Source organism: Massilia sp. Masssp94, assembly GCF_059491305.1.
In genome coordinates this window covers 2209482-2233369 of record NZ_CP168501.1, presented here as the reverse complement: position 1 = coordinate 2233369, position 23888 = coordinate 2209482, and the positions used below count along the sequence as shown (strand labels likewise).

Here is a 23888-nt window from a genome sequence, read left to right as displayed (position 1 = left end):
CCAAGATGACCGTACCAATCTGCACCCCGCCGCCATGCACGTCCACGACATCCTCGCCGCCGCCACGCTCGAGCGCGATTCCTCGACACCGCTGTTCCGCCAGCTGTACGTCCACCTGAAGGACGCGATCCTCGACGGCCGCATCGCCGCCGGCGTGCGCCTGCCCGCCACGCGCACCCTGTGCGGCCTGTTGAACGTCTCGCGCCAGACCGTGCTTGCCGCGTACGAGCAGTTGATGGCCGAGGGTTATCTGCAGGGCACGGTGGGGAAGGGCACGTTCGTCAGCGCGTCGCTGCCGGCCGGTGCCCGTGCGGGCGATGCCGCCGCGGCGCCGATGGTGCGGCCGCTGTCGGCGCGCGGAGAACTCATCGCGGGCGGCATGGCGCGCGTGCTGCACCACGCTGGGCCGCTGCGCGCCTTCCGCGCCAGCATGCCGGGCCTGGACCTGTTCCCGTTCGACGTCTGGCGCCGGCTGGAAGCGCGCCACTGGCGCCATTCGACCGGCGCGCTCGGCTACGGCCCCGGCGCCGGGTACGCGCCGCTACGGGAGCTGCTGTGCGCCTACCTGAAGGCGTCGCGCGGGGTGCAGTGCACGCCGGACCAGGTCGTGATCACGTCCGGTTCGCAGCAGGCGCTGTACCTGCTGGCCCAGCTGCTGCTCGCACCGGGCGAAGCGATGTGGATCGAATCGCCCGGCTACCAGGGCGCGGTGGCGCCGTTCACGGTGGCCGGTGCGCGCGTCTGTCCGGTGCCCGTCGACGCCGAGGGCATGGACGTCGCGTACGCGGCAAAGCACTATCCCGATGCGCGCCTCGCGTTCGCGACGCCCTCGCACCAGCTGCCGCTGGGCGTGACCATGAGCCTGCGCCGCCGTCTCGAACTGCTGCGCTGGGCCGAGGCGAACCGCGCGTGGATCGTCGAGGACGACTACGACAGCGAATACCGCCACACCGGCCCGCCGCTCGCGTCGCTGCAAAGCATGGACCGCGCGGGCTGCGTGATCTACGTGGGCACGTTGTCGAAGGTGCTGTTCCCCGCGCTGCGGCTGGGCTACGTCGTGGCGCCGCCCGCGCTGGCCGCGGCGCTGGCGCGGGCGAAGGCCGTCGTCGACCGCCATAGTCCCATCGTGCCGCAGGCGACGCTCGCCGACTTCATCGCCGGCGGCCACTTCGCGCGCCACATCCGCCGCACGCGCGACGCGTATGGCGAGCGCCGGCAAGCCCTCGTCGATGCGCTCGATGCGCGTCTCAAGGGCCGGCTGCGCCAGGGCCCGTCGGACGCGGGCCTCGACCTGTGCGTGCATTTCACCGAGAGGCTGGACGAGGAAACGGTCGCCCGGCACGCCCGCGATGTCGGCGTGGACGTGCGCACGCTGGGCTATTACACGAATCCGCAGGCGGGTGCCGCCTGCGCCATCGATCCCGGGCTGCTGCTCGGCTTTTCGGCGTTCACGCCGGACGTGATCCGCGCCGGGGTGGACGACCTGGCCCGCGCGATCGAACGGGCATCAATGTGACAGCAGCCAGGCGCTCATGTCGATCGCATCGCGCTCGGACACGCCCAGCACGGGCATTGCGGTTTTCGGGTCGATGGCCTGCGGATCGCGGATCCAGCGCACGAGATTCGCCTGGTTGTTCGGCAGCGTGCCGGCGATGATGGGGCGCTTCGCCATGTCTTCGAGCGGCCGCCCGACCCAGACCTTCGAGCCGGTCACGCCGGGGATCATGTGGCACGCGCGGCAGCCGTACTGCGCGAGGGCGATGCGGCCGCGCGCGGCGTCGCCCTGCAGGCCGGCGGGGGCGCGGTTCGCGTCGCCGCAGCCGGCTTGCAGGAGCGCCGCGAGTACGAGGACAAGGACGAGCGCGAGCCGGTTCATTTCTTCGCCTCCGCCGTCATTGCCCGGTAATCGTCCGCGCTCTGCGTGGGCAGCTGCATGATGAACGCCACCGTGGACCACAGCTCGTCCTCGCTCAGATGGTATTCCCAGCCCGGCATGCCGCTCATCTTGATGCCGTGCCGCGTGATCCAGTACAGCTCGCGCGGCTTCCAGTGGCGCGTGGCGTCCACCAGCGGACCGGGCACGGGCTGCATGCTCAGGCCATGCTTGCCGGGTGCCGTGCCGGGACCGCCGTGGCACTGGGCACAGTTGTCGCGGTAGACGGCCGCGCCGCGCAGCACCTGCTCGTGGTTGCCCAGCGCGGGTTCGGCCACGCTCTTCGCATGGCGCCGCACCGAGTAATGCATGGCTTGTTCGAGCGTGCTGTAGACGAACGGGAAGTGCTGCGTGGTGGCGCCGATGTCGTACCAGCCGGCGCGCAGCACGACGAAGCCCGCGAGCGCGGCGGCCATCCCCGATCCCAGCAGGGTAGCGATGATGGTCATCATGATCAGGCGGGCGCGCGTGGCGGGCATGCGAGTGTCCCAAACGAATCGTGTTAAAAAAAATGCATCGTCTCCGGTATTATAAAAGCCAACTCAACGTCGTGGATTCAACCGTGCCAACCTCCCTGTCACGCTCTTCCATCGCTTGTGCCGCGCTCGTATTGACGTGCGTAGGGCTGCTGTCCGGCTGTGGCGATGACGACTTCCGCAAGCCGTACATCGGCGGCGACGCGAAGATCGGCAAGCAGCTGATCACGCAATACCAGTGCGGCGCGTGCCACAAGATTCCCGACGTCCCGGGCGCGGGCGGCGAGGCCGGACCGGACCTGGAAAAATTCGGGCGCCTCAGCTACATCGCCGGCGGCATCCCCAACGTGCCGCCGCGCCTCGTGGCCTGGCTGCTCGATCCGCCCGCCCTCAAGCCCGGCACGACGATGCCGAACGTGGGGCTCACCGAGCAGGAGGCGCGCCACTTGGCGGCATACCTGTACACCCTGCGATGAATGGGACGCTGCAATCCGTCCTGCACCCGGCCGGCGCGGATGCCGCGGTCATCAGCCAGTTCGCGTGGGTCCTGTTCGGGGCCGCGACCGTCATCTTCGTCGCCGTGATGGCGCTGATGGCGCTCAGCCTGCGCGACAACACGCGGCCGCTGCGGCCCGGCCTGTGGATCGCGGGGGCGGGCGTCGCGTTTCCCGTGCTCGTGCTGTCGGCGCTGCTCGCGTGGAGCACCTGGCGCAGCGCGCAACTGGTTCCGCAAAGCTCGCGGGCCGCGCTGTCGATCTCCGTCACGGCGCACATGTGGTGGTGGGAAGTGCGCTACCGCGATCCGGCCGGCGGACGCGAGATCGTCACCGCCAACGAGATCCACATCCCCGTCGGGCAGGCCGTGTACGTGGGCCTGAACGCGGCCGACGTGATCCACAGCCTGTGGGTGCCGTCGTTGTCCGGCAAGCGCGACATGATCCCCGGCCGCGTCACCGGCCTCACGTTGCGTGCCGACCGGCCCGGCGTCTACCGCGGCCAGTGCGCGGAATTCTGCGGCGCCCAGCACGCGAACATGGCGCTGCACGTGGTGGCGCTGGCGCCCGACGCGTTCCGCGACTGGCTGCGGCGCCAGGCACTGCCGGCCCGCGCACCGCAGGGCGCGCTGCTGGAGCGGGGCCGCGCCGCCTTCCTCGAACAGCGCTGCCAGGCGTGCCACACGATCCGCGGCGTGGCCGAGACGGCGCGCCTCGGCCCCGACCTGACGCACGTCGGCAGCCGCGCGCATATCGGCGCGGGCCTGCTGCGCACGCACCGGAACACGCTGGCCGGCTGGATCGCGGACCCGCAGGCCGTCAAGCCGGGCGTGTTCATGCCCGCCGCCGCCGGCACCGACGGCGACACGCTGCGCGCGCTGGCAGCCTATCTCGAGCACCTGCAATGACAACCCGGGACGACGACCTCGCGCGGTTGGAAGACGTCTGGCGCACGCGGCGCGGCTGGCGCTTCTTCTCGTCCGTGAACAACACGAACATCGGCCTGCTGTACATCGGGACGGCGCTGCTGTTCTTCGTCCTCGCGGGGGTGCTGGGCCTCCTGATGCGCGTGCAGCTGGCCGTGCCGGACAACGGCTTCCTCGGCGCCGGGACGTACAACCAGGTGTTCACGATGCACGGCTCGGTCATGATGTTCCTGTTCGCGATCCCGATCGTGGAAGCCATCGCCGTGTACCTGCTGCCGAACATGCTGGGCGCGCGCGACCTGCCGTTCCCGCGCCTGTCCGCGTACGCGTTCTGGGCTTACGCCATCGGCGGCCTCGCATTCTTCTGCACCCTGTTCGTCGGCCTCGCGCCGGACGGGGGCTGGTTCATGTATCCGCCGCTTACGGGCCTGAAATATTCGCCGGGCCTGAATGCCGACTTCTGGCTGCTGGGCATCGGCTTCATCGAGATCTCCGCGATCGCCGGCGCCATCGAACTGATCGTCGGCATCCTGTTTACACGCGCGCCGGGCATGACCCTGGGACGCATGCCCGTCTATGCGTGGGCCATGCTGGTCGTGGGCGTGATGATCGTGTTCGCGTTCCCCGCCGTGATCGCGGGCACGGCGCTGCTGGAACTGGAGCGCGCGTTCGACTGGCCGTTCTTCATCGCCGACCGCGGCGGCGATCCGCTGTTGTGGCAGCACCTGTTCTGGTTCTTCGGCCACCCCGAGGTCTACATCATCTTTCTGCCGGCCGCCGGCATGGTGTCGACGATCGTGCCGACCCTCGCCGGCACGCCGCTCGTCGCGCGCCGCGCCATCATCGCGGCCCTCGTCGGCGTGGGCGTCTTCAGCTTCGGCCTGTGGGCGCACCACATGTTCACCGCGGGCCTCGGCACGCTGGAAATGGGCTTTGTTTCCGCGGCCAGCATGGCGGTGGCGGTGCCCACCGCGATCCAGGTGTTCGCGTGGATCGCCACGCTGTGGAAGGGAAAAGTCGAAGCGAACGCGCCCACGCTGTTCCTGCTCGGCTTCATGGCGATCTTCGTACTGGGCGGCCTGACCGGCGTGATGGTCGCCGTGATCCCGTTCGACTGGCAGGTGCACGACACGTATTTCGTCGTCGCGCACTTCCACTACGTGCTGATCGGCGGGATGGTGTTCCCCGTGTTCGCCGCGCTGTACTACTGGCTGCCGCTCGTGAACGGCAACCGGTTGTCGGAAGGGCTCGCGCGCTGGGTGTTCGGCCTGATGTTCGTCGGCTTCAACGTCGCGTTCTTCCCGATGCATGTGACCGGCCTGCTCGGCATGCCGCGCCGCGTCTACACGTATGCGGCGGACCTCGGGTGGAATGGCCTGAACATGCTGTCGACGGTGGGCGCGTTCACGTTCGCGCTCGGCGTGCTGGTGTTCGCGTGGGATGCGTGGCGGTCGCTGCGCCGGCCTGCGCGCGCCGTCGGCAACCCGTGGAATGCGCCCACGCTCGAATGGCTGCCGTCCGAGGACTACGGCAACCGCAGCATCCCGCGCATCGATTCCATCGACCCGCTGTGGGACCGTCCGGAACTGGTACGCGAGGTGGAGGCGGGCCGCCACTACCTGCCGCGCACGGCGACGGGCGCGCGCGAGACCATCGCCACGAGCCCCGTCGCGGCGGTCCCGCGCTATGTGCTGATCCTGCCCGGCGACAGCTGGCTACCGCTCATTGCCGCCGCCGGCACGGCCGCCTTCTTCCTGCTGCTGACCGTGAAGCTGACGATGATCGCCTGGATCTGCGGCATCGCGGCCATCGCGGCGGTGCTCGGATGGATGTGGCAGGCGGATCGCGCGAGCACCGTCACCGACGTGGACATCGGCCATGGCGAGTCGATATCGGTCGGCGCCACCGGCACGGCCTCGCACGCGTGGTGGGCCGCCATCGTGATGCTCGTCGTCGACCTCAGCATCTTCGCGTGCTTCGCGTTCGCCTACGTGCACGTGACGATGCGCCTGACGGTGTGCCCGCCGCCCGGCGCCACGCTGCCGTCGCAGGACCTCGCGCTCACATCCGCCGGCCTGCTGGTGCTGGGCTCATTGCTCGTGTGGTTCGCGACGCTCGCCGTCGGCACGCGGCGCCTGCCGTGGCTCGTGCTGGCGGCGCTGGGCTGCGTGCTCGCGTCATGTGCGGTCGACGTGGGCGGCCTGCTCGATGCCCGGCTGGACCCGACCGCCACCGCATGGGCCGCGGCCGTCGCGGCATTGGCCTCCTACCAGGGCCTGCACGTCGTGACGCTCGCCGTGCTGGCGCCGTATCTCGCCGCGCGCGCATGGTGCGGCCTGCTGGGTGAGCGCAGCCGCGCATCCCTCGACACCATCGCGCTCGTGTGGCACATGACCACGTTGCAGGGCATCGCGGGGATGCTCGTCGTGCGGCTCGTGCCGCTGCTGATGGCGTGATGGCCATGATGCCGCGCACCCGCGAATCGTTCTGGCGCCGCCTGCTGGCGGGGACGCTGCCGCTGCTCGTGTGGAGCCTGCACTTCGCCTTCGCCTATGGCCTCGCGGCGGCCCAGTGCACGCCGGCCGGCATGCGTCCCGGCGGGCCGGACCGCGTGCTGCTGGGTGCCGTCACGCTGGCCGCCATCGGCGCGTGCGCCTGGCTCGCGTGGCGCGCGCGCGAGGCGCCCCGGCGCGAGGATGCCGGCCTGGTCGACTGGGCCCGCCTCGTGCTGGCCGTGCTGGCGCTCGTGGCGGTGACGTGGACGGGCGTGCCGCTACTCCTGGTCACAGGCTGCGCCTGAATGCCGTATTGACATCTCTTGTAAAGAACATAAGCATCGTTCCATGAAAGGCAACCAATGCCTTTTACTTGGCTCATCTGTGCCGAAAAATGATCGTGTTCTGAAACTGCTGTCAACCATTTTGGGCAAATATTAGTGCAAAAAAATTTAGGTTTCGTGTTAACGACGAGACCGCTAAATGGCGTATAGTGCGCGGTTCGTAGGGGAAAAATCCTCACGAAACACACTAAATAAGAACCGCGCGCGGCCCGGTGCCGTGACGACGAGTTCAAACACGTCCTACAACTAGTAAGAACGCGCACAATCATGAGTATTGTCGACGTCGATGTCCTGCTCGAGGATTTGGAGGAGACCGCCCCTTGCGGACCGAATCTCGAGTATGACCCCGCATTCCTGGAGCTCGAGCAGAGTGCGCTCGGCAAGCCAGAAGTCCAGTATGGGGACACGATCGTCCCCGCCGTCCCCCCTGAATGGAAGCAAGTCAAGAAGCAGGCCCTCGAGCTGCTCGGCCGCACGCGCGACCTGCGCGTGGCGATGCCGCTCGTGCGCGCGCTGCTGGCGCTGCATGCGCTGCCCGGCTTCGCCGACGGCGCGCGCCTGCTCGAACGCCTCGTGACCGAGCGCTGGGACCGTGTCCATCCCGAACTCGATCCGGACGACGGCAACGACCCCACGTTGCGCCTCAACTGCCTGGCCCAGTTGACCGACCCGGCGACGACCCTGCGCGAGCTGCGCGAGACGGCCTTCGTCATGCTGCCCGGCCTCGGGGCCCTGACCCTGCGCGTGCTGGAGCAGGCACACGGCGAGGCCCCCGTGCCGGACGGGCAGACCGCGCTGTCGCCCGAATCGATCGACGCGGCGCTGGCCGACGTGTCCGACGACGCGATGCAGGCCGCCACCAGCGCCGTCAACGGTGCGCTGGACAGCGTGGTGAACCTGGAAGCCGCGCTCGCCGATCACGTGGGCAGTACGCAGTCATTGAACCTCACGCCGTTGACGCGCCAGCTGCGCCGCATGGCCGACCTGCTGGCCAGCCGTGCGCAAGCCGCGCCTGAAGCCTCGGACGCCGCGCCCGATGACGACGGCGCCGCGGCACAGGGCAGCGGCACGGCCGCGCCGCGCGCCGCGGCCATCACGGGCGACGTGACCAGCCGCGCCGACGTGATCCGCATGATCGACAAGATTCTCGCCTACTACCAGCGCTACGAGCCGTCGAGCCCCGTGCCGATGCTGCTGGAACGGGCCAAGCGCCTGGCGCCGATGAGCTTCATGGAAGTCATGGAGAACCTCGCGCCCGACAGCATGCAGCAGTTGTATGTGATCCGTGGACCCCAGCCGGGCGAGTCCAACGGGTCGGACGATTATTGAATCAGCAGGCCGGTAGTTCATTCAAGGAGGAGTAAACGTGGGCAAAGAAAGTAGCCAGAAGTTCATCGCACGCAATCGCGCACCGCGCGTGCAGATCGAGTACGACGTCGAAGTGTACGGCGCCGAGAAGAAGGTGCAGCTGCCGTTCGTGATGGGCGTCCTGGCCGACCTGTCGGGCCAGCCCGCCGAGCCGCTGGCACCGGTCGCGGAGCGCAAGTTCCTCGAGATCGACGTCGACAACTTCGACGAGCGCCTGAAGGCCATGAAGCCGCGCGTCGCGGTGCAGGTGCCGAACACGCTGACGGGCGAGGGCAACCTGGCCGTCGACATGACCTTCGAAAGCATGGACGACTTCACCCCGGCCGCCGTCGCGCGCAAGGTGGATTCGCTGAACAAGCTGCTCGAGGCACGCGGCCAGCTGGCCAACCTGATGACCTACATGGACGGCAAGACCGGCGCGGAAGAGCTGATCTCCAAGCTGCTCGCCGAACCCGCGCTGATGCAGGCGCTGACGTCCGCACCGAAGCCCACCGAATAAAGAAAGACGGGAGAACAGAATGTCCGAAGCGTTAGCACAAAGCCAGCAGGAGTCCGGTACGCTCGAGATGAGCGACTTCGGCGCGCTGCTGCAGAAGGAATTCAAGCCGCAATCCGACAAGGCCAAGGAATCGGTCGAAGTCGCCGTGCGCACGCTGGCCGAGCAGGCGCTCGCCGGCACCAACCTGATCACCAGCGACGTGCTGGGCACGATCCAGAGCCTGATCGCCGCGCTCGACAAGAAGCTCACCGAGCAGGTCAACCTGATCATGCACACGGAGGAGTTCCAGAAGGTCGAAAGCGCCTGGCGCGGCCTGCACTACCTGGTGAACAACACCGAAACCGACGAGATGCTCAAGATCCGCGTGATGAACATCTCGAAGAACGACCTGGGCAAGACGCTCAAGAAGTTCAAGGGCACGGCCTGGGACCAGAGCCCGATCTTCAAGAAGATGTACGAGGAAGAATTCGGCCAGTTCGGCGGAGAGCCGTTCGGCTCCATCGTGGCCGACTATTACTTCGACAACAGCGCGCCGGACGTCGAGCTGCTGTCGTCGATGGCCAAGGTGGCCGCCGCCGCGCACGCGCCGTTCATCTCGGCCGCCGCGCCGTCCGTCATGCTGATGGAGTCGTGGAACGAGCTGGCCAACCCGCGCGACCTGACGAAGATCTTCCAGACCCCGGAACACGCCGCATGGCGCTCCTTCCGCGAGTCCGAGGATTCGCGCTACGTCGGCCTGACCATGCCGCGCTTCCTGGCGCGCCAGCCGTACGGCGCCAAGAGCAACCCGGTCGAGGAATTCGACTTCGAGGAAGACACCAGCGCGGAAGGCAGCAAGAACTACACGTGGGCCAACTCGTCCTACGCGATGGCCGTCAACATCAACCGTTCGTTCAAGGAATACGGCTGGTGCTCGCGCATCCGCGGCATCGAGTCCGGCGGCGCGGTCGAAGGCCTGCCGGTGCATGCCTTCCCGACCGATGACGGCGGTGTCGACATGCAGTGCCCGACCGAGATCGCGATCTCGGACCGCCGCGAGGCGGAACTGGCCGCCAACGGCTTCATGCCGCTGGTGCACAAGAAAAACACGGACTTCGCCGCCTTCATCGGCGCGCAGTCGCTGCACAAGCCGGCCGAGTACGACGACCCGGACGCCAGCGCCAACGCCGCCCTGGCCGCGCGCCTGCCGTACCTGTTCGCGACCTGCCGCTTCGCCCACTACCTGAAGTGCATCGTGCGCGACAAGCTCGGCTCGTTCAAGGAACGCGACGAGATGGAGCGCTGGCTGACCAAGTGGATCATGCAGTACGTGGACGGCGATCCGGGCAGCTCCAGCGAAGCGACGAAGGCCCAGAAACCGCTGGCCGCGGCCGAAGTGGTGCTGGAAGAAGTCGAAGGCAACCCGGGTTACTACACGTCCAAGTTCTTCCTGCGTCCGCATTACCAGCTGGAAGGCCTGACCGTATCGCTGCGCCTCGTGTCGAAGCTGCCGTCGGCAAAGGCTTGAACCGTTTTTGAAGTCCCGCGCGGGCCGCGTGCCCGCGCGTATTCGGAAGTACAACCAACTAGGAGAATAAGACATGGCATTGGATATGTTCATCAACATGGGCGACAAGATCAAGGGTGAGTCGCGCGACAAGGTCCAGGGTCCGAAGGGCGACATCGACATCCTGGCGTGGAGCTGGGGCATGAGCCAGTCCGGCACCACCCACATGGGCGGTGGCGGCGGCGCCGGCAAGGCCAACTTCCAGGACATCTCGTTCACCAAGTACATCGACAGCTCGTCGAATGCGCTGATGACCGCCCTGGCCAAGGGTACCCACCTCGACAAGGCCGTGCTGATGGTGCGTAAAGCCGGCGAAGGCCAGCAGAAGTACATCCTGATCACCATGGAAGAAGTCCTGGTGACCTCGATCTCGACCGGCGGCAGCGGCGGTGAAGACCGCCTGACCGAGAACGTCACGCTGAACTTCGGCAAGGTGACCTTCGCCTACACCCCGCAGGACAGCAAGGGCACCGTCGCCGGCGACAAGACCTTCGCCTGGAACATCGCCGAGAACGCGGCAGTGTAAGGGGCGTCGCCAAACCTGCTGCGCGTTGCAGATTCAGCGGGGGCGCCCAGCCCTGCGATGCGCGCTGTACGCTTGTACAGCTGCGCTTCCCGGCTGAATCTGCCGCCGCTCGCTACGGTTTTGCGAGGCCCCCGAAAGGCCGCTAGATGAATTTTTTGATGGGAGCTTCGAATGCTTGCGCAACAGCTGATTCGTGATGGAGACCTGGCCGGCGCACTCGCCGCGCTGCAGGATGCGGTGCGCAAGAAGAGTGGCGACGCGAAACTGCGTGTGTTCCTGTTCCAGCTCCTGTCCGTGCTGGGCCAGTGGAACCGCGCCCTGACGCAGCTGAACGTCGCGGGCGAACTGGATGCGGGCGCGCTGCCGATGGTGCAGACGTATCGCGAGGCGATCCAGTGCGAAGCCCTGCGCGCCGAGATCTTTGCCGGCTTGCGCGCGCCCGTGATCTTCGGCGAGCCGCAGCCCTGGATGGCCCAGCTGGCCGAAGCCCTGAAACTGGACGCCACCGATGCCGCTGCCGCGGCGAGCCTGCGCGCCGCCGCGTTCGATGCCGCGCCCGCATCGCCCGGCACGATCGACGGCACGCGCTTCGACTGGCTGGCCGATGCCGACAGCCGCCTGGGCCCCATACTGGAAGCGGTCGTCAACGGCCGCTACGTGTGGGTGCCGTTCATGCGCATCGCGCGCATCGAGATCGAGCCGCCGGCGGACCTGCGCGATGCCGTGTGGACGGCCGCGACGTTCACGTGGTCCAACGGCGCCCAGACCGTCGGCCTGATCCCGACCCGCTACCCGGGCAGCACGGAGGCCGCCGACGCGGTCAAGCTGGCGCGCCAGACCGAGTGGCAGGGCGAGCATCCCGTCGGCCAGCGCATGTTCACGAACGGCGACGACGACTTCCCGTTGATGGACGCGCGCCTGATCGAATTCGATAGCGTCGACCATGGCTGAACTGGCACCGCGCGAGCGCCTGCAACCTTCGCTGCTCGACCGCCTCACCGACGATGAACCCGACCAGGAGGTCGAGTCGCGCGAACGGCGCGTGCTGTCGGTGCGCGGCCTGCGCGAAGGCGTGCTGCGCGACCTCGCATGGCTGCTGAACACGACCAACCTGCTGTCCGTCTCCGACGTGCCGCGCCTGCCGCACCTGGCGAACTCCGTCCTCAATTACGGCATGCCCGACATGTCCGGCGCGTCGCTGGCGAACATGAGCGCGGCCGACCTGGAACGTGCGATCCGCCAGGCCATCTGGGATTTCGAACCGCGCCTGATCCGCTCGTCCGTGACCGTCAAGGTCGTGCCGCAGCAGGAATCGATCAGCAAGATCATGTTCGAGATCCAGGCCGACATGTGGGCCCAACCGTATCCCGAGCGCCTGTTCCTCAAGACCGAACTCGATCTCGATCTTGCGCAGATCAGCCTCACCGAATTTTCCGGCGCACGGACATGACCAACCCACGCCTGCTTCGCTACTACAGCCAGGAGCTGCAGCACCTGCGCGAGATGGGCGGCGAGTTCGCGGTCCAGTACCCGAAGATCGCCGGCCGCCTCGGCCTGGAAGGTTTCGAGTGCGCCGACCCGTACGTCGAGCGCCTGCTGGAGGGCTTCGCCTTCATGGCGGCGCGCGTGCAGATGAAGATCGACGCCGAGTTCCCGCGCTTCACCCAGCACCTGTCGGAGCTCGTCTACCCGCACTTCCTGGCGCCCACGCCGTCGATGGCGATCGTGCAGCTGCAGCCCGACCTCGCCAACCCGGCGCTGAACGTGGGCTACCGCATTCCGCGCGGCGCGGCCATGCGCAGTGTCCTGGGCAAGGATGACGCCACCGCCTGCGAATACCGCACGGCGCACGAGGTCACGCTGTGGCCGGTCGAACTCGTCGAAGCGAAATTCTTCACGCACGGCGGCCGCATCGAGGGCGTCGACGCGCGCCTGCCCGCGAACGTGAAGGCGGGGCTGCGCCTGCGCTTGCGTACCACCAACGGCATGCCGTTCGCCAAACTGGGACTGGACCGCCTCGCGCTGCACCTGCGCGGCAGCGACGAGATGCCGGGCCAGATCTACGAAAAGCTGCTGGGCGCCGTCGAAGGCGTCCTCGTGATGCCGGGCAGCCGTCCGGCCGGACGCCACACGCTGCTGCCGAAGACGGCGCTGCGCCCGCGCGGCTTCGCCGAGGACGACGCGCTGCTGCCCAGCGGCCAGCGCAGCTTCCAGGGCTACCGCCTGCTGCAGGAATACTTCGCGTTCGCGCAGCGCTTCCTGTTCGTCGAGCTGGCGGGCCTGCAAACCGCGGTGGCCGCCTGCGCGGAGCAGGAGATCGAGATCATCGTGCTGCTGTCGCGCGGCGATGCGCGCCTGGAGCAGGCGCTCGACCACAGCAATTTCGCGCTGAACTGCACGCCCGTGGTGAACCTGTTCCAGCGCCGCGCCGACCGCATCAACCTGACCGGCGACCAGTTCGAATACCACGTGCTGCCCGACCGCACGCGCCCGATGGATTTCGAGGTGCACCAGGTCGAGAGCGTGACCGGCTACGGCACCGGCACCGACGCCGAGCAGGAATTCCACCCGCTGTACAGCGCGCGCGACCTGGGCGCCGCGACCGTGGCGGGCCAGGCCTACTACCAGATCCGGCGCGAACCGCGCCTGCTGTCGCAACGCCAGCGCCAGCGTGGCCCGCGCTCGTCGTACATCGGCTCCGAGATGTTCATCACCCTGGTCGACGCGCAGGAGGCGCCGTACCGCCACAGCCTGCGCCAGCTCGGCCTCGTCGTGTGGTGCACGAACCGCGACCTGCCGCTGACGATGTCGCTCGGCGTTGGCAAGACGGATTTCATCCTGGAGCAGGGCGGGCCGGTGCAATCGGTGCGCGTGCTGGGCGGCCCGAGCCAGCCTTTCCCGTCGTTCGCCGAGGGCGGCATGGCGTGGCGCCTGATCAACCAGCTGTCGCTGAACTATCTGTCGCTGGCGGACACCGACCCGGACCAGGGCGCGCGCGCCCTGCGTGAACTGCTCGCGCTGTACTGCCACCCGCTCGACGCGGCGAGCCAGCGCCAGGTCGAAGGCGTGCGCTCGGTCTCGTCGAAACCCGTCACGCGGCGCATGCCGGCGCCCGGACCGATCACGTTCGGACGCGGCCTGGAGATCACGGTGACGATGGACGACGGCGCATTCGAAGGCGCCGGCGCATTCGTGCTGGGCGGGGTGCTCAGCCACTTCTTCACGCAATACGTGTCGATCAATTCGTTCACCGAGACCGTCGTGCGCACCGTCGGCCGCGGCGAGATCATGCGCTGGAAGGCGGCGGAGGGCGCATGCGCGATCCTGTAGACGTCGAACGCCAGCTCGAGGACGCCGGCGCCGCGCTGGACTTCTTCCAGGCCCTGCGCCTGCTGGAGAACGCGCATCCGGACAAGCCCCGCATCGGCGCATCGCTGCGTCCGCGCGACGACGCCGTGCGCTTCGGGCGCGACCCGTCGCTCAATTTCGAGCCCGGCGCCGTGGCCGGATTCACGCCCGCCATGGGCGACGCGCGCGCGCGCCTGGCCGTCAACTTCATCGGCCTGTTCGGCCCCAACGGTCCGCTGCCGCTGCACCTGACGGAGTATGCGCGCGACCGCGCCCGCAACCACAACGACCCCACGCTCGTCGCGTTCCTCGACGTGTTCCACCACCGGATGGTATCGCTGTTCTACCGCGCGCGCGCCGCGGCCGACCCGGCCGTCAGCCTGGACCGCCCGGACAGCGACCGCTTCGCCGATTACGTGGGCAGCCTGTTCGGCATCGGTGCGCCGGCCCTGCGCGGGCGCGACGAGATCGGCGACTTCGCCAAGCTGCACTTCGCGGGCCTGATGGCCAACCAACGCCGCCCGGCCGCGGGCCTCGTGACGATCCTGCGCGCGTACTTCAAGCTGCCCGTCGAACTCGAGCAGTTCGTCGGCCACTGGATGAAGATCCCGCTGGACGGCCAGACCCGCATCGGCATGGAAGACCGCGGCAACCGTCTCGGTACGTCCGCCGTGCTGGGGACGAAGGTCTGGGATTGCCAGCACAAGTTCCGGCTCGTGATCGGCCCCCTCGACTACGCCGACTACGAGCGCATGCTGCCCGGCGGCGCCAGCATGAAGCGCGTCGTCGACTGGGTGAAGAGCTACGCCGGCACGGTGCTCGACTGGGACGTGCGCCTCGTGCTCAAGCGCCCCGAAATTCCTCCGCTGACGCTGGGCGCGCGCCGCCTCGGCTGGACCACTTACCTCGCGAGCGGCCCGGCCACGCGCGATGCCCGTCAACTCTTGATCAACCCGACTGCCCGCCAGGGCTGACCCACGCGAAAGAACGAACATGGCCGAAATCTCCCGTGTCGCACTGTTTGGAAAACTCAACGCGCTGTGCTACCGCGCGATCGAAAGCAGCACGGTGTTCTGCAAGCTGCGCGGCAATCCGTACGTGGAGATGGTCCACTGGGTGCACCAGATCCTGCAGCTGCAGGACTCGGACCTGCACCGCATCGTCCGCCACTACGAACTGGACGCCGCCGTGCTCGCGCGCGACGTGACGGCCGCGCTGGACCGCCTGCCGCGCGGCGCCACGTCGGTGACGGACCTGTCGTCGCAGCTGGAAGAGACGGTGGAACGCGCGTGGGTGTTCGGCACCCTGATGTTCGGCGAATCGTCGGTGCGCAGCGGCCACCTCGTGTTCGGCATGCTCAAGACGTCCAACCTGCGCAACGCGCTGTACGCGATCAGCCGCCAGTTCGAGCGGATCAAGGCCGATGACCTGTCCGACCGTTTCGGCACCTTGCTGAAGGACTCGCCGGAAGCGAAGATGGCGGCCAGCGACGGCTTCCAGGCCGCGGCACCGGGCGAAGCGTCGGGCGCAATCGCACCCGCGCAGATGGGCAAGCAGGAAGCGCTGAAGAAATTCACGGTCGACCTGACGGAGCAGGCTAGAGGCGGCACGATGGACCCGATCGTGGGCCGCGACGACGAGATCCGGCAGATGGTCGACATCCTGATGCGCCGCCGCCAGAACAACCCGATCATGATCGGCGAGGCCGGCGTCGGCAAGACGGCCGTCGTGGAAGGCTTTGCCCAGCGCATCGCGCGCGGCGACGTGCCGCCGTCGCTGAAAGAGGTGCAGCTGCTGGCGCTGGACGTGGGCCTGCTGCAGGCCGGCGCCAGCATGAAGGGCGAGTTCGAGCAACGCCTGCGTTCCGTCATCGACGAAGTGCAGGCCAGCGAGAAGCCCATCATCCTGTTCATCGACGAGACCCACACGCTGGTCGGCGCCGGCGGCGCGGCCGGCACGGGCGATGCGGCCAACCTGCTCAAGCCGGCCCTGGCGCGCGGCACCTTGCGCACCATCGGCGCGACCACGTTCGCCGAGTACAAGAAGCACATCGAGAAGGACCCGGCGCTGACCCGCCGCTTCCAGAGCATCCAGGTCGACGAGCCGAGCGAGGAGCGGGCGATCCGCATGATGCGCGGCGTGGCGTCGACGATGGAAAAGCACCACCAGGTGCAGATCCTCGACGAGGCGCTGGAAGCGGCCGTGCGCCTGTCGCACCGCTACATCCCGGCGCGCCAGCTGCCCGATAAATCCGTGAGCCTGATCGACACGGCATGCGCGCGCGTGGCCGTGAGCCTGCACGCGACGCCGGCCGAGGTGGACGACAGCCGCAAGCGCATCGACGCGCTGAACGTCGAGATGGACATCATCCGCCGCGAAGGCGCGATCGGCATCGAAGTGGGCGCACGCGCGCACGAGACGGAGGTCGCGCTGGCGGCCGAGAAGGAACGCCTGGCGGGCCTGGAGCAGCGCTGGAACGACGAGCGCGCGCTTGTCGACGAACTGCTGGCGCTGCGCGCGCAGCTGCGCGACGGTGCGCAGCCGGTCGAGGGTACGGGGTCGAAGCTCGAAACGGCAGCCGCGGAACCGGCTGCCGACGAATCCGGGCGTGCCGCGCTGAAGGAACAGCTGCAAGCCGTGCAGGCGAAGCTGACCGCGCTGCAGGGCGAGACCCCGCTGATCCTGCCGACCGTCGACTACCAGGCCGTGGCCGCCGTTGTCGGCGACTGGACCGGCATCCCTGTCGGACGCATGGCGAAGAACGAGATGGAGACGATTCTCAACATCGCTTCCACGCTGAGCCAGCGCGTGATCGGCCAGGACCACGCGATGGAAATGATCGCCAAGCGCATCCAGACGTCGCGCGCGGGCCTGGACAATCCGAACAAGCCGATCGGCGTGTTCATGCTGGCCGGTACGTCCGGCGTCGGCAAGACGGAAACGGCGCTGGCGCTGGCCGAGGCCCTGTACGGCGGCGAACAGAATCTCATCACCATCAACATGAGCGAGTACCAGGAAGCGCACACGGTGTCGACCTTGAAAGGTGCGCCCCCGGGCTACGTCGGTTATGGCGAAGGCGGCGTGCTGACGGAGGCCGTGCGCCGCCGGCCATACTCGGTGGTGCTGCTCGACGAAGTGGAAAAGGCGCACCCGGACGTGCACGAGATGTTCTTCCAGGTCTTTGATAAAGGCTTCATGGAAGACGGCGAGGGCCGCTTCATCGACTTCAAGAACACGCTGATCATCCTGACGACGAACGCGGGCACGGACCTGATCGCGGGCCTGTGCAAGGACCCGGACCTGATGCCGGATCCGGACGGCATGGCCAGTGCGCTGCGCGCGCCGCTGCTGAAGGTGTTCCCGCCGGCGCTGCTGGGCCGAATCGTGACGATCCCGTATTACCCGCTGTCGGACGACATGCTGGGCCAGATCGTCAAGCTGCAGCTGAATCGCATCAAGAAGCGCGTGGAAGCGCGCTACAAGATCCCGTTCGAGTACGGCGACGACGTCGTCAAGCTCGTGGTGTCGCGCTGCACCGAGAGCGAGTCGGGCGGCCGCATGATCGATGCGATCCTGACCAATACCATGCTGCCGGACATCAGCCGGGCGTTCCTGAACCGGATGATGGAAGGCGCGAGCGTCGCCGGCGTCACCGTCGGCGTGGCGGATGGCGAGTTCTCCTATTCCTTCGCCTGACATGACCGGACCGGGTACGCGGATCTTTAATAACAAGGACAACACTCATGAATAAAAGCGCTGATGATCGACTGAAGGAAATCAAGGCCACCATCAAGAAGACGAGTTCGTCGTACAAGGGCGTCTTGCTGACGCGCCTGGACACGGAGCTCGGCAAATTGTCGACGCAGGCCCGGACCGCGTTGAGCAACAGCCTGCATATGAAAAAGGAAGCGACGAAGGAGATCCGCGACCTGATCCGGGCCATCGGCCTGCTCGAAGCCTTGTTCATCCCGGCCGACAACCGCCGTTCGTTCACGCAGATCGTCAACGATTACAAAGGGGACCTGTCGTACCTGGTGCTGTCGAGCCTGAACAAGCTGATCAAGAGTCTCGATCCGGCCAATCCAAGCCCGCCGGACCTGGCCCGCCACCGTCCCCTGCTCATCGGCGTGAGCATCAGCGGCGGCAACCATCCCGGCCCCGGGAGCATCGCCTGCTTTGTGTTGTGTAACAAGACCGACCGGCCGATGATCCTCGGGAACGAGCACGTGATGCGCGCCGAATTCGGTTCCACCAACAAGGACAAGCCCATCATCCTGCAACCGTCGAAAGGGAATGGCGCCAGCGCTTCCGACAAGGTCGCGACCTATGACCGCGGCATCCTCGACCACCGCATCGATGCCGCCGTCGCTTATCTGGAGCCGGGGGTCCTTTTTGCGAACAGGACGCCCGAAGGCACGGCACTGCGCCTGAGCTCCAGCGTCGTGCGCGTCGGCGACGAGGTATGGAAACGCGGTACGGCGTCGCGCGTGACGACGGGGCGCATCGTCGACATCGCGGCGAACAAGACCGTGCCGCACGCGCGTTTTGGCGGCGACATCAACTTCGCGAGCCAGCTGGAAGTGAAGGTCACCGGGTTGCGCGAGGAATTCCAGATTCCGGGCGATTCTGGCTCGGCATTGTTCAACGCCGACAACGACATCATCGGCATCATGCACGGCGGCGGGAAGGATGGTGGCGGCATCGCGACGCCGATCGATGTCGTGTTTGACCTGCTCGACGTGCGTCTGCCCTGATTCATTCGTGCCCCCCTGATCTGGAGACCTGGATATGAACCTGTTGACCGTGGTCGAGAAAGTCATCGACGATTGTGCCCAGGAGTGGGAATTTCACCAATTCGTCTCGGCAGTCTATGACGGGGAAGGCTGGGAGTGGATCTTTGCGCGGCGCGGCCTCAAAGGCGTCGTGACGCTCCCCGCCAACCCGATGGAGGAGGTTCAATTGTCCGGCCCCGAGGCCGAGTGGCTCGTGCACCGGCTGGTCGTGACCAAGGGATGGAGCATGCGGGACTATGACTGCAATGGTCACGCCATTTCCACGTTTGGCAACATCAACACGGGCCGGTCCTATTTCGTCCGCCTGCTGGTCAAGGAGCTGGGAAAAGGCATTGCGGCGGCGCGGTATGCCACGACCAATCCCATGCCCGGAAGATCGCTGGCTTCGCTGCATGAGACGGGCATCACCCTCACCAGCATCACGCACGGCGGCGGTTACCCGGCGTTCCGGCTGGCGGGAGACACGTCGAGAAACTGGAGCGGCCTGCAAACGGCAGAACAACGCTTCCTCGCCTACCTCGACGAGGAGAGCCATGTCCCGCCCAGCAAGCGGCTCTCGAAGCTGAATAAAATCCAGGCCGACCAGAAATTCTTTACCCTTGACGTCGACTCGGGCGGTTCGTGCCTGCTCGGGGCGATGGTGGCGGATATCGCCAACGCGTTCGGCCAGGTCCTGCGCGTGGTGAGCTTCACGGGCAACATGATGCGGCATAAACAGGTGTACTCGGCCCAGACGATGCGCAAGCAGGAAGGCGACCAGACCCACATGGAGATTTTCCAGTTCGAGCGGCTGGGCGTGCTTCTGCGCCAGATCCTTGTCGCGGATACGGTCAGCTCGATCGACATCGCCATTCTCGGCCTGAAAACGAGCAAGGTGGTGTCGGAGAACGCGATGTGCGATGCATGCCAGGGCGCGCAGGCGACGAATCTCGACAACGTCCTGCAGGGCAGGACCGACAAGATCAAACTGGACGTCAGTTTCCTGTCCATCGCGTGAGAGAAAGCGTATGCCCAACCAGGTGTCCATGGGTGCGATGATGACCTGCACGTTCGGTGCCGCACCGTCGTCGCTCGTCGTCCTGCCGAAGAACAAGGTGCTCGCGGAGGGCCCGCCCGCCGCCAACATCATGGACCACATCCCGCTCGTGAATATCATGCCGTTCGGGGTGTGCAACTCGCCGGCCAATCCGACGGTGGCCGCGGCCACCGCCGCGGCGCTGGGCGTGCTCACGCCCATGCCGTGCGTGCCGGCGACGTCCGCGCCGTGGGTGCCCGGCGCGCCCACGGTCCTCATCGCCAACATGCCGGCGCTCGACAACGTCTCCAAGTGCATGTGCAACTGGGGCGGCGTGATCGGCTTCACGAATGCCGGCACCGTCAAGACCATGATTCCCTAACCCGTCCGTTTTTCGCATGCCCATCCTGCCCAACCAGACCCACCGCGAAGCCGCCGTCAAGACCGTCCTCGGCGCCGACGTCCTGCTGTTCAAGCGCATGCAATGCAGCGAGGCGCTGGGCCGCCTGTCGGAATTCCGCATCGAGCTCGCCTCCGAGCGGAGCGACATCAAGATCGCCGACATCCTGGGCACGGGCATGACCGTGAGCCTCGACCTGCCGGAGGGCGGGCAGCGCCATTTCAACGGCATCGTGACGCGCTTTTCCTACCAGGGCTGGCGCGATGGCAAACCGTCCTATCTCGCGATCGTCCACCCGACCCTGTGGCTGCTGACGCGTGCCACCAACTGCCGCATCTTCCAGCAAAAGGACGCGCTCGACATCGTCAAGGCCGTGCTGGGGGCGTATGGCGTCGCGATCGAACTGGACCAGGGTATGCTGGCGGCCACGCCGGCCGTGCGCGACTACTGTGTGCAGTACCGCGAGAGCGACTTCAATTTCGTCTGCCGCCTGCTGGAGGAAGAGGGGATCTACTTCTACTTCACGCACGCGGAAAGCAAGCACACGATGGTACTGGCGGATGGCTACGGCGCCCACGCGACCGTGAGCGGCTACGACACCATCCTGTTCCGCGACGAGGAAGAGGGACGCGCTCCGCTGGAAGAGGCGGTGACGCGCCTGGTCCCCGGCGGCGAGATCCAGCCCAGCGCGATGGTGCTGAACGACTTCGACTTCGAGAATGCGTCGTCCAGCGTCAACGGCGCCCTTCTGGTCAAGTCCAAGCTGGCGGCGCCGTTTTCGCAGGCGAGCTACGAACACTACGATTACCCCGGCCGCTACCAGGAGGCGGGTACCGGCAACGGCTTCGCCCGCGCACGCATGGAGACACTGCACGGCCAGGGCGAACGGATCGAAGCGGCCGGCAGCGCGCGCGGCCTGACGACAGGTGCGCTGTTCACGCTGTCCGAACATCCGCGCGCCGACGAGAACCGCGCCTTCCTGATCACGTCGGCCGAGACCGAGATCGCCGGTAACGAATACCGCTCGGATGGCGTACGGGAAGGCATCGATTTCCGCTGCCGGTTCGAGGCGATCGGCAAGGAGCACAGCTACCGCCCTCCGCCGACGGCGCGCAAGCCCATCGTGCAGGGACCGCAGACGGCGATGGTGGTCGGCAAGGCGGGCGAGGAAATCTGGACCGACAAGTACGGCCGCATCAAGGTGCAGTTCCACTGGGACCGCGACGGCAAGTCGGACGAGACCAGCTCGTGCTGGGTGCGCGTGCAGCAGGGCTGGGCCGGCAAGGGCTGGGGCATGATGTTCGTGCCGCGCGTCGGCATGGAAGTCGTCGTCAGCTTCCTCGAGGGCGACCCGGACCGGCCGCTCGTGACGGGCTGCGTCTACAACGGCGACAGCATGCCGCCGTACACGCTGCCGGCCGACCAGACCAAATCGACGATCAAGTCCAACACGTCGAAGGGCGGCAACGGCTTCAACGAGATCCGCTTCGAGGACAAGAAGGACAGCGAAGAGATCTTCGTGCAGGCCGAGAAGGATTTCAACCGCGTCGTGAAGAACAACGACACGCTGAAGGTCGGCTTCGAGAAGAAGGACAAGGGCGACCAGACCATCGAGATCGCCAACGACCAGAGCCTCGACGTGGGCAACGACCGCAAGGTGCACGTCAAGAACGACCAGACCGTCGCCGTCGACAACAACCTGTCCACGACGGTCAAGAACGACGAGACGCGCAAGGTCGACAACAACCAGAGCGTCAAGGTCGGCAACAAGATCGTCATCGAGGCGAATACGTCGATCGAGCTGAAGGTCGGCGGCAGCAGCATCAAGATCGAGGCGGCCAAGATCACGATCAAGGCGCCGGAGATCGCCGTGCAGTCGGATGCGAACACGGAAATCAAGGCGGGTGCGATGATGCAGGTGAAGTCGGGTGCCGTGATGACCATCGAAGGCGCGCTCGTGAAGATCAATTGAGGCTGCCATGCGATTCCGGTTTCTTTTTGCCTGCCTGATGCTCGTCGCCACCGCCCTGCGGGCCGCGGAGCCGCGCGCCGTGCTGACCCTGGCCGAGCAACCGGTGCGACTGATCCGCGGCGCGGCCGTGTACAAGGCCGGCAGCGGCGTCGCCGTGCAGAAGGACGACATCCTCGAGACGGAGGCCGCCGGCGCGCAGGTCGAGGCGGGCGCGGACGCGATCGTCGCGCTGGGCCCGCAGAGCCGCGTGCTCGTCGCGAGCCTGGCGGCGGACGGCAAGTCGCCCGTCGAGCTGGAACTGCTGCAGGGCTGGGCCAAGGTGTATGCGAAAGGCCGCCGCGCCGTGGTCGTCACGCCCGCGTTGCAGGTGACCGTGCCGACCGGTTCCACGATCGTGCATGCTGGCGGCGGCCTGGAGGCCGTGTTCGCGGAAGAGGGCGAGCAGCAGGTTTCCAGGGCTGGCACGGTACTGAAACTCGCCGTCGAACAATACGCGGGCATCGACGCCGACAAGCGGCAACTGGTGACGAGCCGCCCGCCGCGCGCCTTCGTGAGCGCCATGCCGCCGGCCTTCCGCGACCACCTGGCGCGCGTACCCGGCGTCAAGAATGCCGGCAAGGTGGCCCCCGTGAAGGAACGCGACGCCGCGTATGCCGATGTCGACGACTGGCTGGCGTCGACGCTGCCGGCGCGCAGGCGCTTCGTGGCGCGGTTCAAGCCGCGCCTGTCCGACCCGGACTTCCGCAAGCAGCTCGACCGCGCGCTCGGCCAGGGCCCGGACTGGAAGCCGGTGCTGTACCCGGCCCGGCGTTCGGACAATGGAATGTTCTGACGCCGCGCCACCAGGAATTCAATCAGGAGAACACAACATGAAACTTTCGATCGCCGCCAAATTCAACCTGGTGTTCGTGTCGATCTTCGCCGTCGGCTTCCTCGCCGCCGGCGTCGTCGCGGACCGCCTGCTCAAGGAGAGCGCGCGCGAGGAAACCGTGCAGAACGCCCGCCTGCTGCTGGAAGCGGCCAAGAGCGTGCGCGGCTACACCGCGAGCCAGATCCAGCCGCTGCTGAAGAACCAGATGAAGTTCGAGTTCCACCCGCAGTCGGTGCCGTCGTATTCGGCCGTCGAAAACCTGAACGTGATCCTGAAGTCGTACCCGGACTTCTCGTACAAGGAAGCGACGCTGAACCCGACCAACCTGCGCGACAAGGCGTCGGACTGGGAAGTGGACGTGGTGCAGACGCTGCGCAACAAGCCGGACATGAAGGAATTCGTCGGCGAACGCGATACCGCGACGGGCCGCAGCCTGTACATCGCGCGCCCGCTGCAGATCAAGGACCCGGTCTGCCTGGGCTGCCACACGACGGCCGCCGAAGCGCCGAAGACCATGGTCGACATCTACGGCCCGAACAACGGCTTCGGCTGGAAGCTGAACGAAGTGGTGGGCGCGCAGGTGATCTCCGTGCCGATGGCCGTGCCGCTGGCGCGCGCCAACTCGATTTTCAAGACGTTCATGGCATCGCTGTTCGGCGTGTTCGTCGCCGTCTTCATCGCGCTCAACGTGATGGTGCACCTGTTCGTCACGCGCCGCATCAAGCGCCTGGCGACGGTCGCGGACGACGTCAGCATGGGCAAGTTCGAGGCGGACGAATTCGACGTCAAGGGCAATGACGAGATCAGCGGCCTGGGTCGCTCGTTCAACCGCATGCGTACGAGCCTGAACAGCGCGCTGAAGATGCTTGAAGAGTAAGCAGG

At 66.9% G+C, this 23888-nt stretch carries 22 protein-coding genes; 20 read left to right on the top strand and 2 right to left on the bottom strand.

What is annotated here, in order from left to right; all coding sequences use genetic code 11:
• Nucleotides 1–34 precede the first annotated feature (34 nt).
• Nucleotides 35–1516: a MocR-like pyridoxine biosynthesis transcription factor PdxR gene (gene pdxR / locus ACEN9G_RS09795; protein ID WP_483126611.1), complete on the top strand. Its 1482-nt coding sequence runs from the start codon at nt 35–37 to the stop codon at nt 1514–1516.
• Here the strand turns inward: pdxR and ACEN9G_RS09790 are convergent.
• A complete protein-coding gene (locus ACEN9G_RS09790; protein ID WP_483126610.1) occupies nt 1508–1876 on the bottom strand; it encodes a c-type cytochrome in 369 nt (122 codons plus the stop codon). The genes pdxR and ACEN9G_RS09790 overlap by 9 nt on opposite strands.
• Entirely contained in the window at nt 1873–2412 is a 540-nt protein-coding gene (locus ACEN9G_RS09785) for a c-type cytochrome (protein ID WP_413345872.1), read from the bottom strand. Before ACEN9G_RS09785 ends, ACEN9G_RS09790 begins: the two co-directional genes overlap by 4 nt.
• 83 nt (nt 2413–2495) lie before the next feature.
• Here ACEN9G_RS09785 and ACEN9G_RS09780 point away from each other — a divergent pair, with 83 nt between their 5' ends.
• From ACEN9G_RS09780 to ACEN9G_RS09690, 19 genes are all read left to right on the top strand, one after another.
• Nucleotides 2496–2885: a c-type cytochrome gene (locus ACEN9G_RS09780; protein ID WP_413345874.1), complete on the top strand. Its 390-nt coding sequence runs from the start codon at nt 2496–2498 to the stop codon at nt 2883–2885.
• Nucleotides 2882–3811 (top strand): cytochrome c oxidase subunit II, encoded by a 930-nt coding sequence (locus tag ACEN9G_RS09775; protein WP_483126609.1) that lies wholly within the window; start codon nt 2882–2884, stop codon nt 3809–3811. The genes ACEN9G_RS09780 and ACEN9G_RS09775 overlap by 4 nt, the downstream gene beginning before the upstream one ends.
• Entirely contained in the window at nt 3808–6285 is a 2478-nt protein-coding gene (gene ctaD, locus ACEN9G_RS09770; RefSeq protein WP_413345172.1) for a cytochrome c oxidase subunit I, read from the top strand. Before ACEN9G_RS09775 ends, ctaD begins: the two co-directional genes overlap by 4 nt.
• Nucleotides 6286–6290: 5 nt before the next feature.
• Nucleotides 6291–6629 (top strand): hypothetical protein, encoded by a 339-nt coding sequence (locus ACEN9G_RS09765; protein ID WP_483126608.1) that lies wholly within the window; start codon nt 6291–6293, stop codon nt 6627–6629.
• A 306-nt stretch (nt 6630–6935) separates the two neighbouring features.
• Complete coding sequence (gene tssA / locus ACEN9G_RS09760) at nt 6936–7997, top strand: type VI secretion system protein TssA (RefSeq protein WP_483126607.1); 1062 nt, start codon at nt 6936–6938, stop codon at nt 7995–7997.
• 37 nt (nt 7998–8034) lie between these two features.
• Nucleotides 8035–8535, top strand: a complete 501-nt coding sequence (tssB, locus tag ACEN9G_RS09755) for a type VI secretion system contractile sheath small subunit (RefSeq protein ID WP_371765162.1) — start codon at nt 8035–8037, stop codon at nt 8533–8535.
• Nucleotides 8536–8554: 19 nt separating this feature from the next.
• A complete protein-coding gene (gene tssC, locus ACEN9G_RS09750) occupies nt 8555–10042 on the top strand; it encodes a type VI secretion system contractile sheath large subunit (protein ID WP_371765161.1) in 1488 nt (495 codons plus the stop codon).
• A gap of 73 nt (nt 10043–10115) precedes the next feature.
• The gene (locus ACEN9G_RS09745; protein ID WP_413338482.1) at nt 10116–10607 is read left to right on the top strand and encodes an Hcp family type VI secretion system effector; all 492 of its coding nucleotides are present in this window, start codon (nt 10116–10118) and stop codon (nt 10605–10607) included.
• 171 nt (nt 10608–10778) lie between these two features.
• A complete protein-coding gene (locus ACEN9G_RS09740; RefSeq protein WP_413338480.1) occupies nt 10779–11558 on the top strand; it encodes a type VI secretion system accessory protein TagJ in 780 nt (259 codons plus the stop codon).
• The gene (tssE, locus tag ACEN9G_RS09735; RefSeq protein ID WP_413338478.1) at nt 11551–12057 is read left to right on the top strand and encodes a type VI secretion system baseplate subunit TssE; all 507 of its coding nucleotides are present in this window, start codon (nt 11551–11553) and stop codon (nt 12055–12057) included. The genes ACEN9G_RS09740 and tssE overlap by 8 nt, the downstream gene beginning before the upstream one ends.
• Nucleotides 12054–13937, top strand: coding sequence for a type VI secretion system baseplate subunit TssF (gene tssF, locus ACEN9G_RS09730; RefSeq protein ID WP_413338476.1), 1884 nt, complete (start codon nt 12054–12056; stop codon nt 13935–13937). Before tssE ends, tssF begins: the two co-directional genes overlap by 4 nt.
• On the top strand, nt 13922–14929 hold the full coding sequence (gene tssG, locus ACEN9G_RS09725) for a type VI secretion system baseplate subunit TssG (protein ID WP_413338474.1): 1008 nt from the start codon (nt 13922–13924) through the stop codon (nt 14927–14929). The genes tssF and tssG overlap by 16 nt, the downstream gene beginning before the upstream one ends.
• A 19-nt stretch (nt 14930–14948) precedes the next feature.
• Complete coding sequence (gene tssH / locus ACEN9G_RS09720) at nt 14949–17651, top strand: type VI secretion system ATPase TssH (RefSeq protein WP_413338471.1); 2703 nt, start codon at nt 14949–14951, stop codon at nt 17649–17651.
• Nucleotides 17652–17698: 47 nt separating this feature from the next.
• Entirely contained in the window at nt 17699–18709 is a 1011-nt protein-coding gene (locus tag ACEN9G_RS09715) for a chymotrypsin family serine protease (RefSeq protein WP_056126752.1), read from the top strand.
• Between the two features lie 34 nt (nt 18710–18743).
• The gene (locus ACEN9G_RS09710) at nt 18744–19745 is read left to right on the top strand and encodes a hypothetical protein (RefSeq protein ID WP_413338469.1); all 1002 of its coding nucleotides are present in this window, start codon (nt 18744–18746) and stop codon (nt 19743–19745) included.
• Nucleotides 19746–19755: 10 nt separating this feature from the next.
• Nucleotides 19756–20145, top strand: a complete 390-nt coding sequence (locus tag ACEN9G_RS09705) for a DUF4280 domain-containing protein (RefSeq protein WP_056126754.1) — start codon at nt 19756–19758, stop codon at nt 20143–20145.
• A 16-nt stretch (nt 20146–20161) separates the two neighbouring features.
• Entirely contained in the window at nt 20162–22135 is a 1974-nt protein-coding gene (locus ACEN9G_RS09700) for a type VI secretion system Vgr family protein (RefSeq protein WP_413338467.1), read from the top strand.
• A gap of 7 nt (nt 22136–22142) precedes the next feature.
• Nucleotides 22143–22967, top strand: a complete 825-nt coding sequence (locus ACEN9G_RS09695) for a hypothetical protein (protein WP_413338465.1) — start codon at nt 22143–22145, stop codon at nt 22965–22967.
• Nucleotides 22968–23004: 37 nt separating this feature from the next.
• Nucleotides 23005–23883, top strand: coding sequence for a c-type heme family protein (locus ACEN9G_RS09690; protein ID WP_413338463.1), 879 nt, complete (start codon nt 23005–23007; stop codon nt 23881–23883).
• The last annotated feature ends 5 nt before the right edge of the window (nt 23884–23888 follow it).